Origin of the sequence: Streptomyces sp. NBC_00820, from assembly GCF_036347055.1 — a bacterium.
GTDB lineage: Bacteria > Actinomycetota > Actinomycetes > Streptomycetales > Streptomycetaceae > Streptomyces.
The window spans coordinates 5,090,831-5,106,729 of record NZ_CP108882.1 but is presented as its reverse complement, the minus strand read 5'-3'; the positions used below and the strand labels follow the sequence as shown (position 1 = coordinate 5,106,729).

Here is a 15,899-nt window from a genome sequence, read left to right as displayed (position 1 = left end):
CTGAGAACCCTGAGACGTCCCTGAGGTGTCCCCGATGTCTGCCGAATTTTCTTTGCAGAACTTTCTCTGCGGTCTAACGTGGAGGCCGAACGGGACGAGCGACGAGGGCGCGGGGACACGGGTACGCGGGCGGAGCACGCGGAATCGGGTACCGGGCGATGCCGACAGGGGGCCGGGGATGAGGGTGGAGTCGAGGAGCGAGAGGCCGGGGAGTGGGGGGCCGGAGAGCGGGGGGTCGGAGGGTGGGGCGCCTGAAAGTGGGGGGCCGGAGAGTGGGGCGCAGGGGCGTGGAAAGTCGAGGGGCGGGAGGCCGGGGAGCGGGAGGCCGGGGAGCGGGAGGCCGGGGAGCGGGAAGTGGTGGACGCTGGCCCTGCTCGGGGCGGGTGCCGTCCTGCTCGTTCCCTGGACGGTGGTGCTCGCCCTGACCCTCCCGGCCAGCACGGAGGTACGGCACTGGTCTCTGGCCTGGGCCGGCCTGGACGCCCTCATGGCGGCGGGCTGCGCCGCCACCGCCCTGCTCGGCCTCCGGGCCGACTCCCGCTTCCGCCTCACCGCCTCGGCGACAGCGGCCGTCGCCGTCCTGGACGCCTGGTTCGACATAACGACGTCACCGGCGGGCGCACCGCTCGCCGAGGCCCTGGCCTGCGCGGTAGCGGAGGGGACGCTGGCGGGGGCCTGCCTGGTGCTGGCGCTGTCCGAGGGAAAGGGGCGGATACGCGGCCGACTCCGGCGGTGACACCGGACCGGCAGTCACTCGGGGGCGACGTCGGACTGACAGTCCCTCGGGTACGACGCCGGGCGCCTGACCTCGAACTCCGAACTCCGGGCACCGCGGCCCGGACGCCTGGCCCTGGACGCCGGGCCGGCGATCGCTGCGGCGTGACGGGCGACGCCGAGCGCCCCGTGATCGACGCCCCCTCGCGCACCCGTCCTCCCCGAAGGACACTCGTAGGCAACGGAGTTGCCGCCGGAGGGGGACGGGACATGAGGGACGGTCATCGGGCGGAGGCCGAGCGGACGCTGGAGCGGGCCGTTCAGGAGGAGGTGCGCCGCTCGGGCGGGAAGACCGACGGACAGGTGCTGCTGTCGCGGGCGCGTGGGGCACTCGACGCGATGGCGCGGTCGGCGGACGAGGAGTACGAGGCCTACACGCGGGCGCTGGACGCGGGCGAGGCCGGCCGGCTCACGTTCGGCGAGCGGTACGCGCGCGACGGCGCCGCAACGGCCTTGCTGGTGGCGGGTGTCGCCGCGGTCGCCGCCACGGTCGCCGACCTCTCGCTCGGCACCGGTACCGGCACGGCCGTCGGCGCGGGCGTCGCCGTGGGGGTGGTGGGCGCGGCCGCCACGGTGGTGAAGGTGGCCGGGACCCATCTGCCCGCCGCGCACCATCGCGCGGGCGCGGCAGGTCAGCCCGGCGGCCCGGAGCAGCTTCGGCTGCAGTGGCTGACCGCTCTGGAGGTGCGCGGCATCCGTCCGTTCCTCGAGCAGCAGCGAGTGCTCAGCGCTCCCACCGGCCCGCAGAAGCCGGGGGGTCCGGCACTGCGCGGGACGGACAAGAGCGCGGCGGCCCGCAGGCGTACGGTGCTGGAGCAGTCCTTCTCCCAACTCCGTTCACCGGAGGGACCGTTCGCCGGTCGACGGGAGGAGCTGGCGCGGATCAGGCAGTGGGCGCAGGCGTCGCGGGCGGCCACGGAGACCCGGCCGACCGTGGTGGTCCTGCACGGCGAACCCGGCTCGGGCCGTACGACACTCGCGGTACGCGCGGCGCACGACCTGCGCGACCACTTCCGCGGCGCGGTCGTCGTGGACCTGCGCGGCGGCAGCCGGGACGAGCCGCCGCTGTCCACGCGGGACGCCCTGCTGCATCTGCTCAACCGGCTCGGCGCGCCCCGCGAGCAGCTGCTGTTCCGCGAACGCTCCACCCCGGACCAGCAGGTCAAGCGCCTCGCCGAGCTGTACCACCGGCATCTGACCGGGCTACCGGTGACCATCGTGCTGGACGACGTCTCCGACCCGGAGCAGGTGCGGGCGCTGGTGCCCGAGCGTTCCGACAGCCTGGTCCTGGTCACCGCCCGCACACCGCTGAAGCTGCCCGCCGACCTTCCGGCCCGGGTGCACCGGCTGCCGGTGGAGGCGCTGGACGCGGCGGGCGCCGAGGAGCTGCTCGGCGCGGCCGCGCAGGAGGCATCGGGGCCGTACGACGCCGAGGCCTCGGACCGGATCCGGCAGTGGTGCGGAGGGCTGCCGCTGGCGCTGCGCGTCGCGGGTTCCGCGCTGGGCCCGCGCTCACCCCGGCAGCTCGCCGCCGACCTGGGGGCGTACGGCACGGTGGGCCCGGTGGAGCGTGCGCTGTGGCTGCGCTACACCGATCAGCCGGAGGCCGGGCGCCGGCTGCTGCGCAGGCTCGCGCTGGCCGGCCGGGCCTCGCTCGGTGTCGCGGCGGCCGCCGCGCTGCTGGGTGCGGACGAGCGGGAGGCCGAGCGGCATCTGCTCGAACTCGCGCGGGCCGGTCTGCTCGACCAGGTGCGCGGCAGCCGCTACCGGCTGCACGACCTGGTGCGCGCCTTCGCGCAGGCCCGTCTGGTGGACGAGGAGGAACCCGCCGAGCGGGCGGCGGCGCAGGAGCGGCTGATCGTGGACTACGCGGAGCTGGCCGAGTCGGTGCTGCGTCTGGTCGACGGCAACATGTCGACGCGTTCGGACCGGTTCGGTTCGCACGGCTTCACCTCCATGGACGAGGCGCTGCGCTGGCTGGACGACGAGTCCAGCTTCATCACGGCGGCGCTGCGGCACGCGGAGGGAGTCGACCGGGCGGCGGTGCTGAACCTGCTCGGCGCGCTGTGCGACTACTGCCTGCTGCGCGGGGACCTCTACCGGCTCGGCGAGATCGGCGAGCTGGCGCAGACGGTGGACGAGGGCCTGCTGATGCGCTCGGTGCAGTGGCGTACCGGTATCGCGGCCCGGCAGCTGGGCGAGCTGGACAAGGCGCGCACCACGCTGGCCTCGGTGGTGGACCTGTACCGGGAGGCCCATCACGACGCGGGCGCGGCCCGTGCGCTGTGCTCCCTCGGGATCACCCTGCACCACCAGGGCAACCTCGCCGAGGCGGCCGTCAAGCTCCAGGAGGCCCTGGACCTGCAGGAGGCCGCGGGTCTGGCGACGGACCGCGCCTGGACGATGCACGCGCTGGCGGCGGTCGAGCGGGACCGCGCCCGGCTGTCGCAGTCCCAGGACCTGCTCACCCGCTCCCTGGCCCTGCACCGTGCGGGCAGCTCCCTGCACGGCGAGGCCTGGGCGCACTACCAGCTCGGCCAGCTGACCCTGCGCAGGGGCGACGTACCGGGCGCGGAGCGGGAGCTGCGCGTCGCCCTGGAGCAGTACGGCCGAACGCACGACGCGCGCGGGCAGGCGTGGGCGCTGACCCAGCTGGCCCGGGCACGGCTGGTCGCCGGGGACGCCGCCCCCGCCGTCGAGGGCCTGCGCCGGGCCGCCGCCCGGCACCGGGAGAACGAGGACGCCCGCGGGGAGGCCTGGACGCTGTACCACCTCGGTCAGGCGCTGGAGGAGACCGGCGACCTGGATCACGCGGTCCGCGACCTGGAGCGCTCGCGCTCGATGTTCTCCCGGATGCGGGACGTCTACGGCCTGGCCTGCGCCCGGCATCACTCGGCCCGGGTCACCCGGGACCAGCGGGCGGCGCAGACCGGCTCGCTGCGCAACTCGGGCTTCGCCCGCCAGCTGCTCATGGACGCCCGCAGCGACTTCCACCGCATCGGGGTCCCCCACGGCGAGGCCTGGACCTGCCTGGAGCTGGCGGTGGTGGACGCGGGCAACGCGCGTACGCAGGCGGCGCTGGACCTGTGCGACCAGGCGCTGGTGCTGTTCACGTCCTACGGCGACCGGCGCGGTGAGGACTGGGCGCGCTTCCTGCGCTGCACCCTGCTGCCGTACGCGGCGCCGGGCGGGGTGGAGGTGGGCACGGCGGTGGCCCGGGAGGAGCTGGACCGGCTGGCCCGTGCCGCGCATCCGCTGCGGGACGAGAAGCTGGGCGAGTGGCTGCCGGCGTACGCCGTGCTGCTGGAGCACGGCGTGGATCTCGACGCGGGCTGGCAGGCCTGGCGTCTGCGCATGACGCCGGACCGTCACGCCCGTGAGGTGATGGGGGTGACGGTACCGGCGCGGAGTTGACCCGCGGGTCAGCCCCGCTGCGCCGCGGAGCCGGTCTTCTTCTCGGTCCCGGTCTCCGGGGCCTCCTTGAAGTCGACCTTCCGCATGTGCTTGCTCATCGACTTCATCAGGCCCCACACGGCCAGGGCCATCACCGCGAACACGATGAAGCCGAGGACGCCGGGGGTGACCTTGTTCTCGTCGATCTCCTTGGCGAGGGGGACGAGGTGCGTCACTGCCAGGCTCACGCTTGCGCTCATGTCAGGCATTGTCCCGGATGCCCGCGAAGAGGTCGGACTCGGGGAGGGAGGTGTCCACGAGCGACTTCGCGAGCTCGTACTCCTCCGTCGGCCAGACGTCCTTCTGGATCTCCATGGGCACCTTGAACCAGCCGCCGTCGGGGTCGATCTGCGTGGCGTGCGCGATGAGCGCCTTGTCGCGGATCTCGAAGAAGTCGGCGCACGGGACGTGCGTGGTCAGCGTGCGCTCGGCGCGCTGGAACTCGTCCCAGCGCTTGAGCCACTCCCCGTACGGCGACTCCAGGCCGCGGTCGAGCATCGCGTGGTGCAGCGCCTCGGTGCGGGGGCGGTTGAAGCCCTGGTTGTAGTAGAGCTTCCGCGGCTGGAAGGCGGGGCCGAACTCGCTCTCGGGGTACTTCTCGGTGTCCGCCGCGCCCTCGAACGCCACCATGGAGATCTTGTGGGTCATGATGTGGTCGGGGTGCGGGTAGCCGCCGTTCTCGTCGTAGGTGGTGATCACCTGCGGACGGAAGGCGCGGATCTTGCGGACCAGCTCGCCGGCCGCCTTGTCGACGTCCTCCAGGGCGAAGCAGCCCTCGGGCAGCGGCGGCAGCGGGTCGCCCTCGGGCAGGCCGGAGTCGACGAAGCCGAGCCACTCCTGCTTGACGCCGAGGATCTCCCGGGCCTCGTCCATCTCCTTCTTGCGCACCTCGTGGATGTGCTCCTCGATGTACGCGTCGCCCTGGAGCTTGGGGTTGAGGATGGAGCCGCGCTCTCCGCCCGTGCAGGTCACCACCAGCACGTCCACCCCTTCGGACACGTACTTCGCCATCGTGGCCGCACCCTTGCTCGACTCGTCGTCGGGATGCGCGTGAACGGCCATCAGTCGCAGCTGGTCAGTCAAGACTCAATCCTCGGTAGGTCGGCGCCCCGTGTCTTGGGGTGCGTGTCGCAGCTTCTATAGTGACCGAATCGGGGGGCGAATAATTCCGCGGAGAGGACGATCATGGGTACGGCGAGTGCGCGGCTGCCCGAGGGTCGCTACGGCCGTTCCTCCGACGAGCGCACCGACCACAGGCTCAGGATCGCCGGGGCCGTGCTGGGCGCGGCCCTGCTCGCGCTGGTCGGATACTTCGCCTACCACTACGTCGCGCGCAACGAGATCAACGCCCAGGTGATCACCTTCCAGACCGCCGCCGACGCGGTCCAGGTGCACCTGGAGGTCCACAAGGACGCGGGCGTCGCCGGTTACTGCACCCTGCGTTCCCAGTCGGCCGACGGCGCGGAGGTGGGCCGGGCGGACTTCCGCTTCACCGGCCGGGACACGCGCATCGACAAGGTCGTCACGCTCCGTACGACGGCCAGGGGTACGACGGCCGAGCTGCTGGGGTGCCACGCCGGCTGAGCCACCACTCGGAATGCGTACGCCCTGACCTGCGTTGATGCAATTCTGATGGCTTATGTCCTCCCCCTTTCGCCCTTGAATTGTTAGGCTCGTGGTTTCGCCCATCCAAGAAGGAACATGCTTCTGGGTAGGGCGAGCTTTTGTATTCCCAGTACCGACGAGGAGCACCCTGTGACCCAGACCAGCGAGAACGTCACCTGGCTGACCCAGGAGGCGTACAACAAGCTCAAGGACGAGCTTGAGTACCTTACTGGTCCTGCGCGCACCGAGATCGCCGGCAAGATCGCGGCGGCGCGCGAGGAGGGCGACCTGCGCGAGAACGGCGGGTACCACGCGGCCAAGGAGGAGCAGGGCAAGCAGGAGCTGCGTGTGCGCCAGCTGACCCAGCTGCTGGAGAGCGCCCAGGTCGGCGAGGCCCCGGTCTCCGCCGACGGCGCCGTCGCGCCGGGCATGGTCGTCACGATCGCCTTCGACGGCGACGAGGACGACACGATGACGTTCCTGCTCGCCTCCCGCGAGTACGCGAGCTCCGACATCGAGACGTACTCCCCGCAGTCCCCGCTGGGCTCCGGCGTGATCGGCCACAAGGTCGGCGAGGACGCGCAGTACGAGCTGCCCAACGGCAAGAAGTCCTCGGTGCGGATCCTGAAGGCCGAGCCGTACTCGGGCTGATCCCGGTTCCCCGTACCCGGCCGGAGCCCCGGCGTCCCCTCGGACGCCGGGGCTTCGTCGTGCGTGCGTGTCACCGCGTCGTGCCGGGCGTCAGTCGAGGATCGTGTAGCCCGCCTCGCGCAGGGCGTGCCCGACCTCGGCGCAGTGCTCCGGCCCCATCGTCTCCAGGTGCAGCTCCACCTCGGCCTCGGTGAGCCCGATCCGCGGGTCGGTGCGGATGTGGCTCACGTCGAGCACGTTGGCGTCGGCCGCCGACAGCACTCCGAGGAGCGTGGCGAGGGCGCCCGGGCGGTCCGTCAGCCGCAGCCGGACCGCCAGATAGCGGCCCTGCGCGGCCATGCCGTGCCGCAGTACCCGCTGCATCAGCACCGGATCGACGTTGCCGCCGGACAGCACGGCCACCACCGGGCCGGGGAAGGCGCCGGGCTCCGCGAGCAGAGCGGCCACCGGGCTCGCCCCGGCCGGTTCCACGACCAGCTTGGCCCGCTCCAGACACAGCAGCAGCGCCGCCGACAGCTGGTCCTCGCCGACCGTGCGCACCTCGTCGACCAGGTCCCTGATGATCTCGAAGGGCACGTCTCCGGGCCGGCCCACCTTGATGCCGTCGGCCATCGTCGCCGGGTTGCGCACCGACACCGGGCGCCCCGCGGCCAGCGAGGGCGGGTAGGCCGCGGCGCCCTCCGCCTGCACCCCCACGATCCTGACGTCCGGCCGCAGCGACTTCACGGCGACCGCGATACCGGCCGCGAGGCCGCCGCCCCCGATGCCGACTACGATCGTGCCCACCTCCGGGCACTGCTCCAGGATCTCCAGGCCGATCGTGCCCTGCCCGGCGATGATGTCCGGGTGGTCGAAGGGGTGGATGAACACCGCGCCCGTCTCGGCCGCGTACTCCTGGGCGGCGGCCAGCGTCTCGTCGACGACCTGGCCGTACATGCGCACCTCGGCGCCGTACTCCCGGGTGGCGCTGATCTTCGGCAGCGGGGCGCCCAGCGGCATGAAGACGGTGGCGTGCACGCCCAGCAGCGAGGAGGCCAGCGCCACGCCCTGCGCGTGGTTCCCGGCGCTCGCGGCCACCACCCCCGCGGCGCGCTCCTCGGGGAGCAGCCCGGCGATGCGCACGTAGGCGCCGCGCAGCTTGAACGAGCCGGTCCGCTGCAGGTTCTCGCACTTCAGGTGCACCGGCGCGCCGACCAGCTGGGACAGGTGCCGGCTGCTCTCCATCGCGGTCACCCGTGCCACGCCCGAGAGCATCTTCTGCGCCCCGCGCACATCGTCCAGGATCACGGAACGCGAGGGGCCGGTCATGCCGTAGCTCATGGCTCAAGTCTCGCAGCTCATGGTCGTGCACGACGGGAAGGACCAGCTCCGGAACGGGTTTGCGCAGCGCCGGTACGGCCCGCCCCCGGGCCGCGTACCCTGTCCCCCAACCCAGCGCCCACTCATGAAGCGAGCCTTCGGCCATGCCCACAACACCTGAAATGTCGATGGACATGACGACTGTCGGTGACCCCGGTCTTCTCGACATCCTCCAGCACGAGGTGGCCCTCTTCGCCCGCCGCGCCGAACAGACCCGGCTCGGTGGCGTCGGACAGGTGCGCAACTCCATGGACCGCGCTGCGTACCTGCTGCTCAACCGCCTGGACAAGGAAGGCCCCATGGGCGTCAAGGCGCTCGCCTCGAGCATGGGGATCGACTCCTCGACGGTGACCCGGCAGGTGGCCCCCCTGGTCGACACGGGGCTGGTCAAGCGCACCTCGCACCCGGAGGACGGGCGGGCCGTCGTCCTGCAGCTGTCCCCGCGCGGCGCCGCCCGGCTGGAGGAAGTGCGCGTGTCCCGGCGCCAGTTGATGGCCGAGCTGACCCAGGACTGGGCGCCGGAGGAGCGTGAGCAGTTCTGTGCGCTGCTCACCCGCTTCAACACCGCCCTGTCCACCCGCATGACGGTCCCGGGAGTACCGGCGACGCAGCCGCCGGCCGCCTCCTGAGCCCCGGGCCGGCGATGCCGCGCCAGTGACGTCGTCCGGACTCTTGACCCCGGGCCGCCGCTGGCCTCATATGAGACCGGGTCCTGCGTCGTACACGGTCGGACCGGTCCCGTGCGCGCACGGTCGACCGGTTCCGTACCGGACAGGGCCCCCTCAGGGGGGAGGCACGGTGCGTGATCGGCAGGCTCCGCGCGATGCCCGACGGGCCCGGGAGTTCGAGGCGTTCGTCGCGGGCGCGGGCGGACGGCTGCTGCACGCCGCCACCCTGCTCACCGCGGAGGCCCCGGACGCCAACCCGCGCGCGCGTCGCCTGCTGACCCTGTCGCTCGCCCACACCTACGCCCGCTGGGACGGACTGCGCGGCGAGGACCCCTACGACTGCGCCCGCCAGTACCTCGCCACCCGCTTCGCGCGCGGGACATGGCACCACTACGGCGCCTTCCGCGGCGCCCGGCCCCACCCGCGCAACCCGCTCGCCGCCCTCACCCCGCAGGAACGGCTGATCCTGGTGCTGCGGCTGTACGAAGGGGTCGCCGAACAGCAGACCGCGGCCCTGCTCGGGGTGCCCGCCGAACGCGTGCACACCCTGTGCGACCGCGCGACGGCCGCCGTACTGCACCCGGTGCGCACCGCTCCGCGCCCGGCGGGCGTGCGGACGGCGCCGCGATGAGGCGCGGGCACGACGTCGCCGCCGTCACGAGGCGCGGGCACGACGCCGGCACCGTCATGAGGCGCGGGCGCGACGTCGGCACCGCCATGAGGCGCGGGCGCGGTGCTCGGCGCGAGGAGGGATGCCGGTGAACCGGCGTGAGCGGGAGGCCGCCGTGCGGCGGCTCATGGAGCAGGCCGCGAAGCCCGTGCCGCCGGAGCTGTACGACGAGGTCGTCCGTCGCGGCACGCGGGTGCTGCGGCGCAGACGGCTGGCGCGGTGGCTGCTGTGGCTGGTGCTGTGCGCCGCGGTGGTGGCGTTCACCGTCTGGGCGGCCAGGACACAGCCGTGGGTGGAGCCGCCCTCGCGGACGACCCCACCCCTCACCGGCTGGTGACCGGGACTACTTGCCCAGGGCCTGCTCCAGGTCGGCCAGCAGGTCATCGACGTTCTCGATGCCCACGGACAGACGCACCAGGTCGGCCGGGACCTCCAGGGCGGAGCCGGCGGCGGAGGCGTGGGTCATGCGGCCCGGGTGCTCGATGAGCGACTCGACACCGCCGAGGGACTCGCCGAGGGTGAACACCTTGGCGCGGTTGCACACCTCGACGGCCGCCTCCTCGCCGCCCTCGACCCGGAAGGACACCATGCCGCCGAAGGCCTTCATCTGCTTGGCGGCCACCTCGTGGTTCGGGTGGTCGGGCAGGCCCGGGTAGAGCACGCTGGTCACGCGCGGGTGCCGGGTCAGCATGTCGGCGATCTTCGTGGCGTTCTCGCTGTGGCGGTCCATGCGCACGGCGAGGGTCTTGGTGCCGCGCAGCACCAGCCAGGAGTCGAAGGGGCCGGCGACGGCGCCCATCGCGTTCTGGTGGTAGCCCAGCTCGTCGGCCAGCTCCTGGTCGGAGACGACCAGCGCACCGCCGACGACGTCGGAGTGGCCGCCCATGTACTTCGTCAGGGAGTACACGACGACGTCCGCGCCGAGCGACAGCGGCTGCTGGAGGTAGGGCGTGGCGAAGGTGTTGTCGACGACGAGCCGCGCGCCCGCGTGGTGGGCGACCTGGGCGACGGCGGCGATGTCGGTGATGCCGAGCAGCGGGTTGGAGGGGGTCTCCACCCAGACGGCCTTGGTCTTCGGCGTCATCGCGGCGCGCACGGCGGCCGGGTCGCTGGTGTCGGCGACGGACCACTCCACGCCCCAGCGCGTGGCGACCTTCGCGAACAGGCGGAACGTGCCGCCGTAGGCGTCGTTCGGGATCACCACGTGGTCACCCGGGCTGAGCAGCGTGCGCAGCAGGGTGTCCTCGGCGGCGAGGCCGGAGGCGAACGCGAAGGCGCGGCGTCCGCCGTCCAGCGCGGCGAGGTTCTCCTCCAGGGCGGTCCTGGTCGGGTTGGCGCTACGGCTGTACTCGTAGCCGCCGCGCAGGCCGCCGACGCCGTCCTGCTTGTAGGTCGAGACCTGGTAGATGGGCGGGACGACCGCGCCCGTGAGGGGGTCCGCGGTGTTGCCCGCGTGGATCGCGAGGGTCTCGAAGTGCTGGCTGATGTGGCTGTCGCTCATGTGCACCGAGCGTAATGCGCTCGCGGGAGTGCTGCCGGACACACAGACCGCCGCGCGCGCGGCGAGGCGCCGGTTTCCCCGTCGGGCTCCGGCCCGGACCCGGGTTTTCCACAGGCGCGGCGGAGGGGTTGGCCAATTGTCGTGGGCGTCTGGTTCGCTTGGGACATGGCGATTCTCTGGCTGCTCATGGCGCTGCTCACGCTGGGCTTCGTGCTGGTGCCGTTCCTGCGGCGGCGGCGCGGCGGGACCGGTCGGGTCTCCCCGGGGCACGCGGGCCCGGCCGACCCGGCGAAGTACGGCTTCGCGCGCCAGGAGGAGCTGGACGTACGGATGCCCGGGGCGGACCAGGACCTGCTGGACGTGCTGGACGTGGTGCGGCGCACCCAGGACTACCGGGCGGCCGAGCAGTTGCTGGCGGGCACCGGGACGGCGGCCGAGGCGCGGTGGCAGCGGGTGCAGGCCTTCGCCGGTGCGGCGTCGCTGGAGCTGCAGCAGCGGCCCGGAGGGGTCCACGAGACGCCCGGCGGACAGTGGCTCAGGGTGTGGCGGGCCGAGCGGGCCGAGGACGCGGGCGCCACGGCGGTGTACGCGGAGTTCCTGGTGCAGCAGGCGTGGCGGACGTCGAGGCCGGGCACCGAGGACTTCCCGATCATCATGAAGGAGGCCCGGGAAGCCTGCCGGGAGGCGGCGCAGGCGGCCCCCGGCGATCCGGTCCCGTACATCGTGGAGCTGTCCGTCGCCCGGGGCCTGGCGTATCCGGCGCCGGAGTTCGAGCGGCTGTGGCTGAAGATCGTCGACCTCGCGCCCCACCACATGGGCGCGCATCTGGCCGCGCTGCACTACTGGTGCGAGAAGTGGCACGGCTCGCGCGAGCGGGCGTACGCCTTCGCCGAGGCCGCGGCGGCCCGCGCCCCCGAGGGTTCGCTGACGGCCGCGCTGCCGCTGTTCGCGGTCTTCGAGCACCTGCCCGAGGTGAACCTGGTCGCGAGCTTCTACCGGAGCGAGGTCGTCACCAAGGCGATGCACGGCGCGCTGCACGCGGTGCACCACGCCCGCCCCGACGACCCGATGGCGGCCCACGTCCGCCACCTGCTGGTCTTCTTCCTGGTACGGGCCGAGCGCTGGGCCGAGGCCATGGACCAGCTGACCCACGTCGACGGCCACGTCGGCGCGCTGCCGTGGACCCTGACGGCCGACCCGGCCGCCGAGTTCGCCCTCTACCGCGCGGTGGCGGTGGCCGGCTACGAGGCCGCCGGAGGCAGCCCCGCGCCCCTGCCCGGCTGAACTGCCGGCCGAACCGCTGAAGGATTGCCGCGCTGACCTGCGGTAGGGCATACTCCGCTTGATCCGGACTTTGCTCTCGCTTTGCTCGGCGGCTCGCTCCGAACTCCCCCCACACTCATCGGCGGCACCGTCCCGCGGCGTCGGCCATGACCGTATGTCCCTTGTCTCTCTGGATCCTGTGGGGGGATCTGCCCAATGGGCGCAACTCTGCGCGCGCTGCGCGCCCTTGTCCTGCTCTCCGGCTTCTACCTGCTGAGCATCGTGCTGCTCGCGGCACTGATCGGCATCGACGCCGTCCTGCTCACCAAGGTGCACGGCGTGACCGGCGGCAAGCTGCTCGTCGTCACGGTGCTGCTCGCCGTCCCCGTCGTACGCGGCATGTTCATGCTGCGCACGCCCAAGGCCGAGGACCCGGCCGGCATCGCGGTCACCGAGGCCGACGAACCCCGGCTGTGGGCGCTGGTACGCGACCTCGCGTCGGCGGCCGGCACCCGCGCCCCCGACCGGATCGTGCTCACCGCCGACGTCAACGCGGCCGTGGCCGAGCACTCCCGCCTGCTCGGTCTGCTCCCCGGCACCCGCACCCTCTGCCTCGGCGTACCGCTGCTCACCGGTCTGAGCGAAGCGCAGCTGCGGGCCGTACTCGCCCACGAATACGGCCACTTCACCGGCGGTGACACCCGGCTCTCCGCGCTCGTGGTGCGCGGCCGCACGCAGATCGGCCGGGTCGTCGAGAACTTCCACGCCAGCGCGGACAGCAAGGAGGAGTCCGAGCGCGCCCGTCAGGAGAAGGCCGCCGCCAAGCGGCTCGCGAAGGGCAAGAAGGCCCGGAAGGTCGACACCACCGGGTCCGGGTGGACGTACCGCATGATGGCGGCGATCTACACCCTGTACGGCAACCTCTACATGCGCGCCTCGCTGTCCACCGCCCGCGCGCAGGAGTTCGCGGCCGACCTGACGGCGGCCCGCATAGCCGGGCGCGACGCGATCGCGTCGGCGCTGCGCGAGATCCCGGTCGTCGCCGCCTCCCACGACTTCTACCTCGACTCCTACGCCACGCTGGGCCTGTCGGCGCGTGCGCTGCCGCCGCGCGGCGAGTTCTTCGGCGGCTTCGGCCGGCTGCTGACCGCTCGCGAACAGGAACTGCTGCAGATGCGCCAGGACCTGCCGTCCGAGCCCGTCTCGCCGTACGACTCCCACCCGCCGATCGCCGAACGCGTACGCCGTATCGAGGCGCTGCCCGCCGACGGGCGCGACGCGGAGGGCGGGGGTACGTCCCTGGCCCTGCTCGCCGACCCGCGGCGCACCCAGGCCGCGCTGGAGGACGCGGTCCTGCGGCCGGAGATCCTGAACTGCCGCCGCGCCGCCGAGTGGCCGGAGCTGCTGAACACGACGATGTCCGAGAACCTGTCGTCCGCGAACACCCCCCTGCACCAGGCCCTGGCCGAGTACACCGGGCAGCCGGCGACGCTCGCCGCGCTGCTGGACCTGATCGACGACGGCCGGCTGTGGCGGATGACCGAGCGGCTGTCCCTGTCCGAGGAGGCGTCCGCCGCGAAGGGGCGCGCCTTCCGCGAGTTCGTACGGCCGAAGCTGACCGGCTGGCTGCGGACCATGGTGCTGGCCGATCTCAGCGCCCGTTCGCTGCTGCACTGGGAGTTCTCCTGGTCCCGCCCGGCCGCCGTCCGCCTGCCCGGCCAGGCCGCGGAGGCCGCGCCGGACAGCGACCCCGAGGCCGAGCTGCGCACCGCGCTGGCCGCGGCGCTGGCCGACCACCCCGACTCCGCCCCGCTCCGCGCGCTGCTGTCTCCGGCGACGGCACGGACGACACAGCAGGCGTGACCGGCCGGTACTCGTGACCGGCCGGTACCCGTCACCGGCCGGCGCCCTCCCGGACAGCGGGCCTCCGCCCTCCCGCCCCACCCCCTCGACCACCCCGCCCCCTCGACGAAGGGACCGCAGCTCCCATGACCGTCCTTCTCTGGATACTTGCCGCCCTGGCCGTCCCCACGCTGATCTTCGTGGTGTGGCTGGCCGGGGTGTTCCTGAAGGAGTTCTTCTCCCCGAGCCCGGACGCCGACGCCGACGCCGCCGAGGCGACCGCCGCCGCCGAAGCCGCCGAGAAGCTCGGGCTGCTGCCCGTCGAGCGGCAGGACACCGAGTACGCCGCCGAGCTGCCCGCGGACTGGGCGGCCGCGCTGGCCGCGGTGCGCGCCGGCGACTGGCAGCCCGCCGCCGAGCTGCTGCGCTCGCTCGGCCGGGACTGGGAGCGCCGGTCGGCGGTGGCGTACCTGCTCGCCGAGCCCGCCGCCGAGGACGACGCGTGGCTGCTGGAGTGGGAGGCCGCACGCCCCGAGGACCCGGACGCGGCCGTGGTCCGGGCACGCAGCACGGTGCACCTCGCCTGGGACATACGGGGCGGGAAGCGGGCCGAGTACACGACGCAGGAGCAGTTCGAGGGCTTCCACCGGACGCTGCGCAGCGCCCGCGAGGAGGTCCGGCGGGCCGCCGCCCTGAACCCCGACGACCCGACGCCGTACGTCGCGGAGATCTGGGTGGCGCTCGGCCTCGGGTACCCCAACGCCGAGATGGACAAGCTGTGGGCGGAGATCACCACCCGCGCCCCGCACCACTACGAGGCGCACTTCTCGGCGCTGCAGTACTGGTGCGCGAAGTGGCGGGGGTCGGAGCGGCTCGCGTTCGAGTTCGCCGAGCGGGCCGCCGCCGAGGCGCCGCGGGGCAGCCTGCTGACGGCGCTCCCGCTCATCGCGCACTTCGAGCACGACGAGTCGGAGGACACGGAGGCCGACAACACGCCCGCGATGCTGGCCCGGGTCGAGGCGGCCCTGGCCGACGCGGCCGCCGCCGACCCCGCCCACCCGCGACTGCCGGAACTGCGCCACCTGCTGGCGTTCTATCTCCACCTGCAGAACCGGCCCGAGGCCGCGCTGGAGCAGTTCAAGCTGGTCGACGGCCACGTGAACGCGCTCCCCTGGCGCTACCGCGGCAACGTGGCGGCCTACTACTGCCAGGTCCGCAACACGGTGGCACAGGCGGTGGCACAGGCGGTGACGGAGCAGGTCTGAGCGGACTGCCGGCAAGGCCTCGGCCGGCCGGCCTTCCCCTCACCCCGCGCCTCCCCGCGGTCAGCCCACCGCGCGGTCAGCCCTCCGCGCGGTCAGCCCTCCGCGCGGGCGGGCAGCCGCCATCCCGGACGCGGGAAGTGGCAGGTGTAGCCCTCCGGGTAACGCTGCAGGTAGTCCTGGTGCTCGGGCTCGGCCTCCCAGAAGGGGCCGACCGGCTCCACCTCGGTGACGACCTTGCCGGGCCACAGTCCGGAGGCGTCCACGTCCGCGATCGTGTCCTCGGCGATCCGCTTCTGCTCGTCGTCGACGTAGTAGATCGCCGAGCGGTAGCTGAGGCCGAGGTCGTTGCCCTGACGGTCCTTGGTGCTCGGGTCGTGGATCTGGAAGAAGAACTCCAGGAGCGCGCGGTAGTCGGTCTTCTCGGGGTCGAAGAGGATCTCGATGGCCTCCGCGTGCGTGCCGTGGTTGCGGTACGTCGCGTTCGGCACGTCACCCCCGGTGTATCCGACCCGGGTCGCGGTCACGCCAGGAAGCCGACGGATCAGCTCCTCCATCCCCCAGAAGCATCCGCCGGCCAGCACGGCCCTCTGAGTCTGCGCAGCCATTTCGGCCCCTCCAATGTCAGTCGGTCCAGATCATTCGGGCTGTCCGGCTCTCATACCGCCGGCATGCCATGCCCACTGACCTCAACGCACGAGGGTTCCCGGCGATTCCGTGCCCGTCGGCGAGCCTGGACAGGCGTGGGCGGTCGGTGTCTGATGCGACCCGTGACGAGTGAGGAAACCGCCATGCCCGATGCGCCGCTTGTACGGATCGTCCCCGCTGAGCTTGGAGGGGCTCGGCAGGTG

At 72.9% G+C, this 15,899-nt stretch carries 15 protein-coding genes; 10 read left to right on the top strand and 5 right to left on the bottom strand.

The genetic code is table 11. The features are described 5' to 3' along the window. Positions 1-412 precede the first annotated feature (412 nt). Together OIB37_RS23185 and OIB37_RS23180 are read left to right on the top strand one after the other, a co-directional pair. Complete coding sequence (locus OIB37_RS23185) at positions 413-736, top strand: hypothetical protein (RefSeq protein ID WP_330459518.1); 324 nt, start codon at positions 413-415, stop codon at positions 734-736. Between the two features lie 248 nt (positions 737-984). Next, entirely contained in the window at positions 985-4,188 is a 3,204-nt protein-coding gene (locus tag OIB37_RS23180) for a tetratricopeptide repeat protein (RefSeq protein WP_330459517.1), read from the top strand. Positions 4,189-4,196: 8 nt separating this feature from the next. On the opposite strand, the gene OIB37_RS23175 is transcribed toward OIB37_RS23180, so the two are convergent. Next, the gene (locus tag OIB37_RS23175) at positions 4,197-4,436 is read right to left on the bottom strand and encodes a hypothetical protein (RefSeq protein WP_330459516.1); all 240 of its coding nucleotides are present in this window, start codon (positions 4,434-4,436) and stop codon (positions 4,197-4,199) included. Continuing rightward, on the bottom strand, positions 4,429-5,310 hold the full coding sequence (gene mca, locus OIB37_RS23170) for a mycothiol conjugate amidase Mca (RefSeq protein WP_330459515.1): 882 nt from the start codon (positions 5,308-5,310) through the stop codon (positions 4,429-4,431). The genes OIB37_RS23175 and mca overlap by 8 nt, the downstream gene beginning before the upstream one ends. 102 nt (positions 5,311-5,412) lie before the next feature. On the opposite strand from mca, the gene OIB37_RS23165 reads away from it, so the two are divergent. Together OIB37_RS23165 and greA are read left to right on the top strand one after the other, a co-directional pair. Continuing rightward, positions 5,413-5,811, top strand: a complete 399-nt coding sequence (locus tag OIB37_RS23165; RefSeq protein ID WP_330459514.1) for a DUF4307 domain-containing protein — start codon at positions 5,413-5,415, stop codon at positions 5,809-5,811. A gap of 171 nt (positions 5,812-5,982) precedes the next feature. Next, positions 5,983-6,483 carry a transcription elongation factor GreA gene (greA, locus tag OIB37_RS23160; protein ID WP_330459513.1) on the top strand — a complete coding sequence of 167 codons (501 nt, stop codon included), beginning with the start codon at positions 5,983-5,985 and terminating at the stop codon, positions 6,481-6,483. Between the two features lie 90 nt (positions 6,484-6,573). Here the strand turns inward: greA and ilvA are convergent, their stop codons facing one another. Further along, the gene (gene ilvA, locus OIB37_RS23155; protein WP_330459512.1) at positions 6,574-7,803 is read right to left on the bottom strand and encodes a threonine ammonia-lyase; all 1,230 of its coding nucleotides are present in this window, start codon (positions 7,801-7,803) and stop codon (positions 6,574-6,576) included. Between the two features lie 161 nt (positions 7,804-7,964). On the opposite strand from ilvA, the gene OIB37_RS23150 reads away from it, so the two are divergent. From OIB37_RS23150 to OIB37_RS23140, 3 genes are all read left to right on the top strand, one after another. After that, positions 7,965-8,471, top strand: coding sequence for a MarR family winged helix-turn-helix transcriptional regulator (locus tag OIB37_RS23150; protein WP_330461943.1), 507 nt, complete (start codon positions 7,965-7,967; stop codon positions 8,469-8,471). A 169-nt stretch (positions 8,472-8,640) separates the two neighbouring features. Next, positions 8,641-9,141, top strand: a complete 501-nt coding sequence (locus OIB37_RS23145; RefSeq protein WP_330459511.1) for a sigma factor-like helix-turn-helix DNA-binding protein — start codon at positions 8,641-8,643, stop codon at positions 9,139-9,141. 127 nt (positions 9,142-9,268) lie between these two features. After that, a complete protein-coding gene (locus tag OIB37_RS23140; RefSeq protein WP_330459510.1) occupies positions 9,269-9,517 on the top strand; it encodes a hypothetical protein in 249 nt (82 codons plus the stop codon). Positions 9,518-9,523: 6 nt separating this feature from the next. Here OIB37_RS23140 and OIB37_RS23135 read toward each other — a convergent pair whose 3' ends face one another. Next, a complete protein-coding gene (locus tag OIB37_RS23135; RefSeq protein WP_330459509.1) occupies positions 9,524-10,681 on the bottom strand; it encodes a cystathionine gamma-synthase in 1,158 nt (385 codons plus the stop codon). A 165-nt stretch (positions 10,682-10,846) separates the two neighbouring features. Between OIB37_RS23135 and OIB37_RS23130 the strand changes: the two genes are divergently transcribed. The 3 genes from OIB37_RS23130 (at position 10,847) to OIB37_RS23120 (ending at position 15,051) form a co-directional block, all read left to right on the top strand. Next, the gene (locus OIB37_RS23130; protein WP_330459508.1) at positions 10,847-11,965 is read left to right on the top strand and encodes a hypothetical protein; all 1,119 of its coding nucleotides are present in this window, start codon (positions 10,847-10,849) and stop codon (positions 11,963-11,965) included. A gap of 195 nt (positions 11,966-12,160) precedes the next feature. Further along, the gene (locus tag OIB37_RS23125) at positions 12,161-13,807 is read left to right on the top strand and encodes a M48 family metalloprotease (protein WP_330459507.1); all 1,647 of its coding nucleotides are present in this window, start codon (positions 12,161-12,163) and stop codon (positions 13,805-13,807) included. A gap of 125 nt (positions 13,808-13,932) precedes the next feature. Further along, on the top strand, positions 13,933-15,051 hold the full coding sequence (locus OIB37_RS23120; protein ID WP_330459506.1) for a hypothetical protein: 1,119 nt from the start codon (positions 13,933-13,935) through the stop codon (positions 15,049-15,051). A gap of 92 nt (positions 15,052-15,143) precedes the next feature. Here OIB37_RS23120 and msrA read toward each other — a convergent pair whose 3' ends face one another. Continuing rightward, complete coding sequence (gene msrA, locus OIB37_RS23115; RefSeq protein ID WP_330459505.1) at positions 15,144-15,656, bottom strand: peptide-methionine (S)-S-oxide reductase MsrA; 513 nt, start codon at positions 15,654-15,656, stop codon at positions 15,144-15,146. Positions 15,657-15,899: the final 243 nt, after the last annotated feature.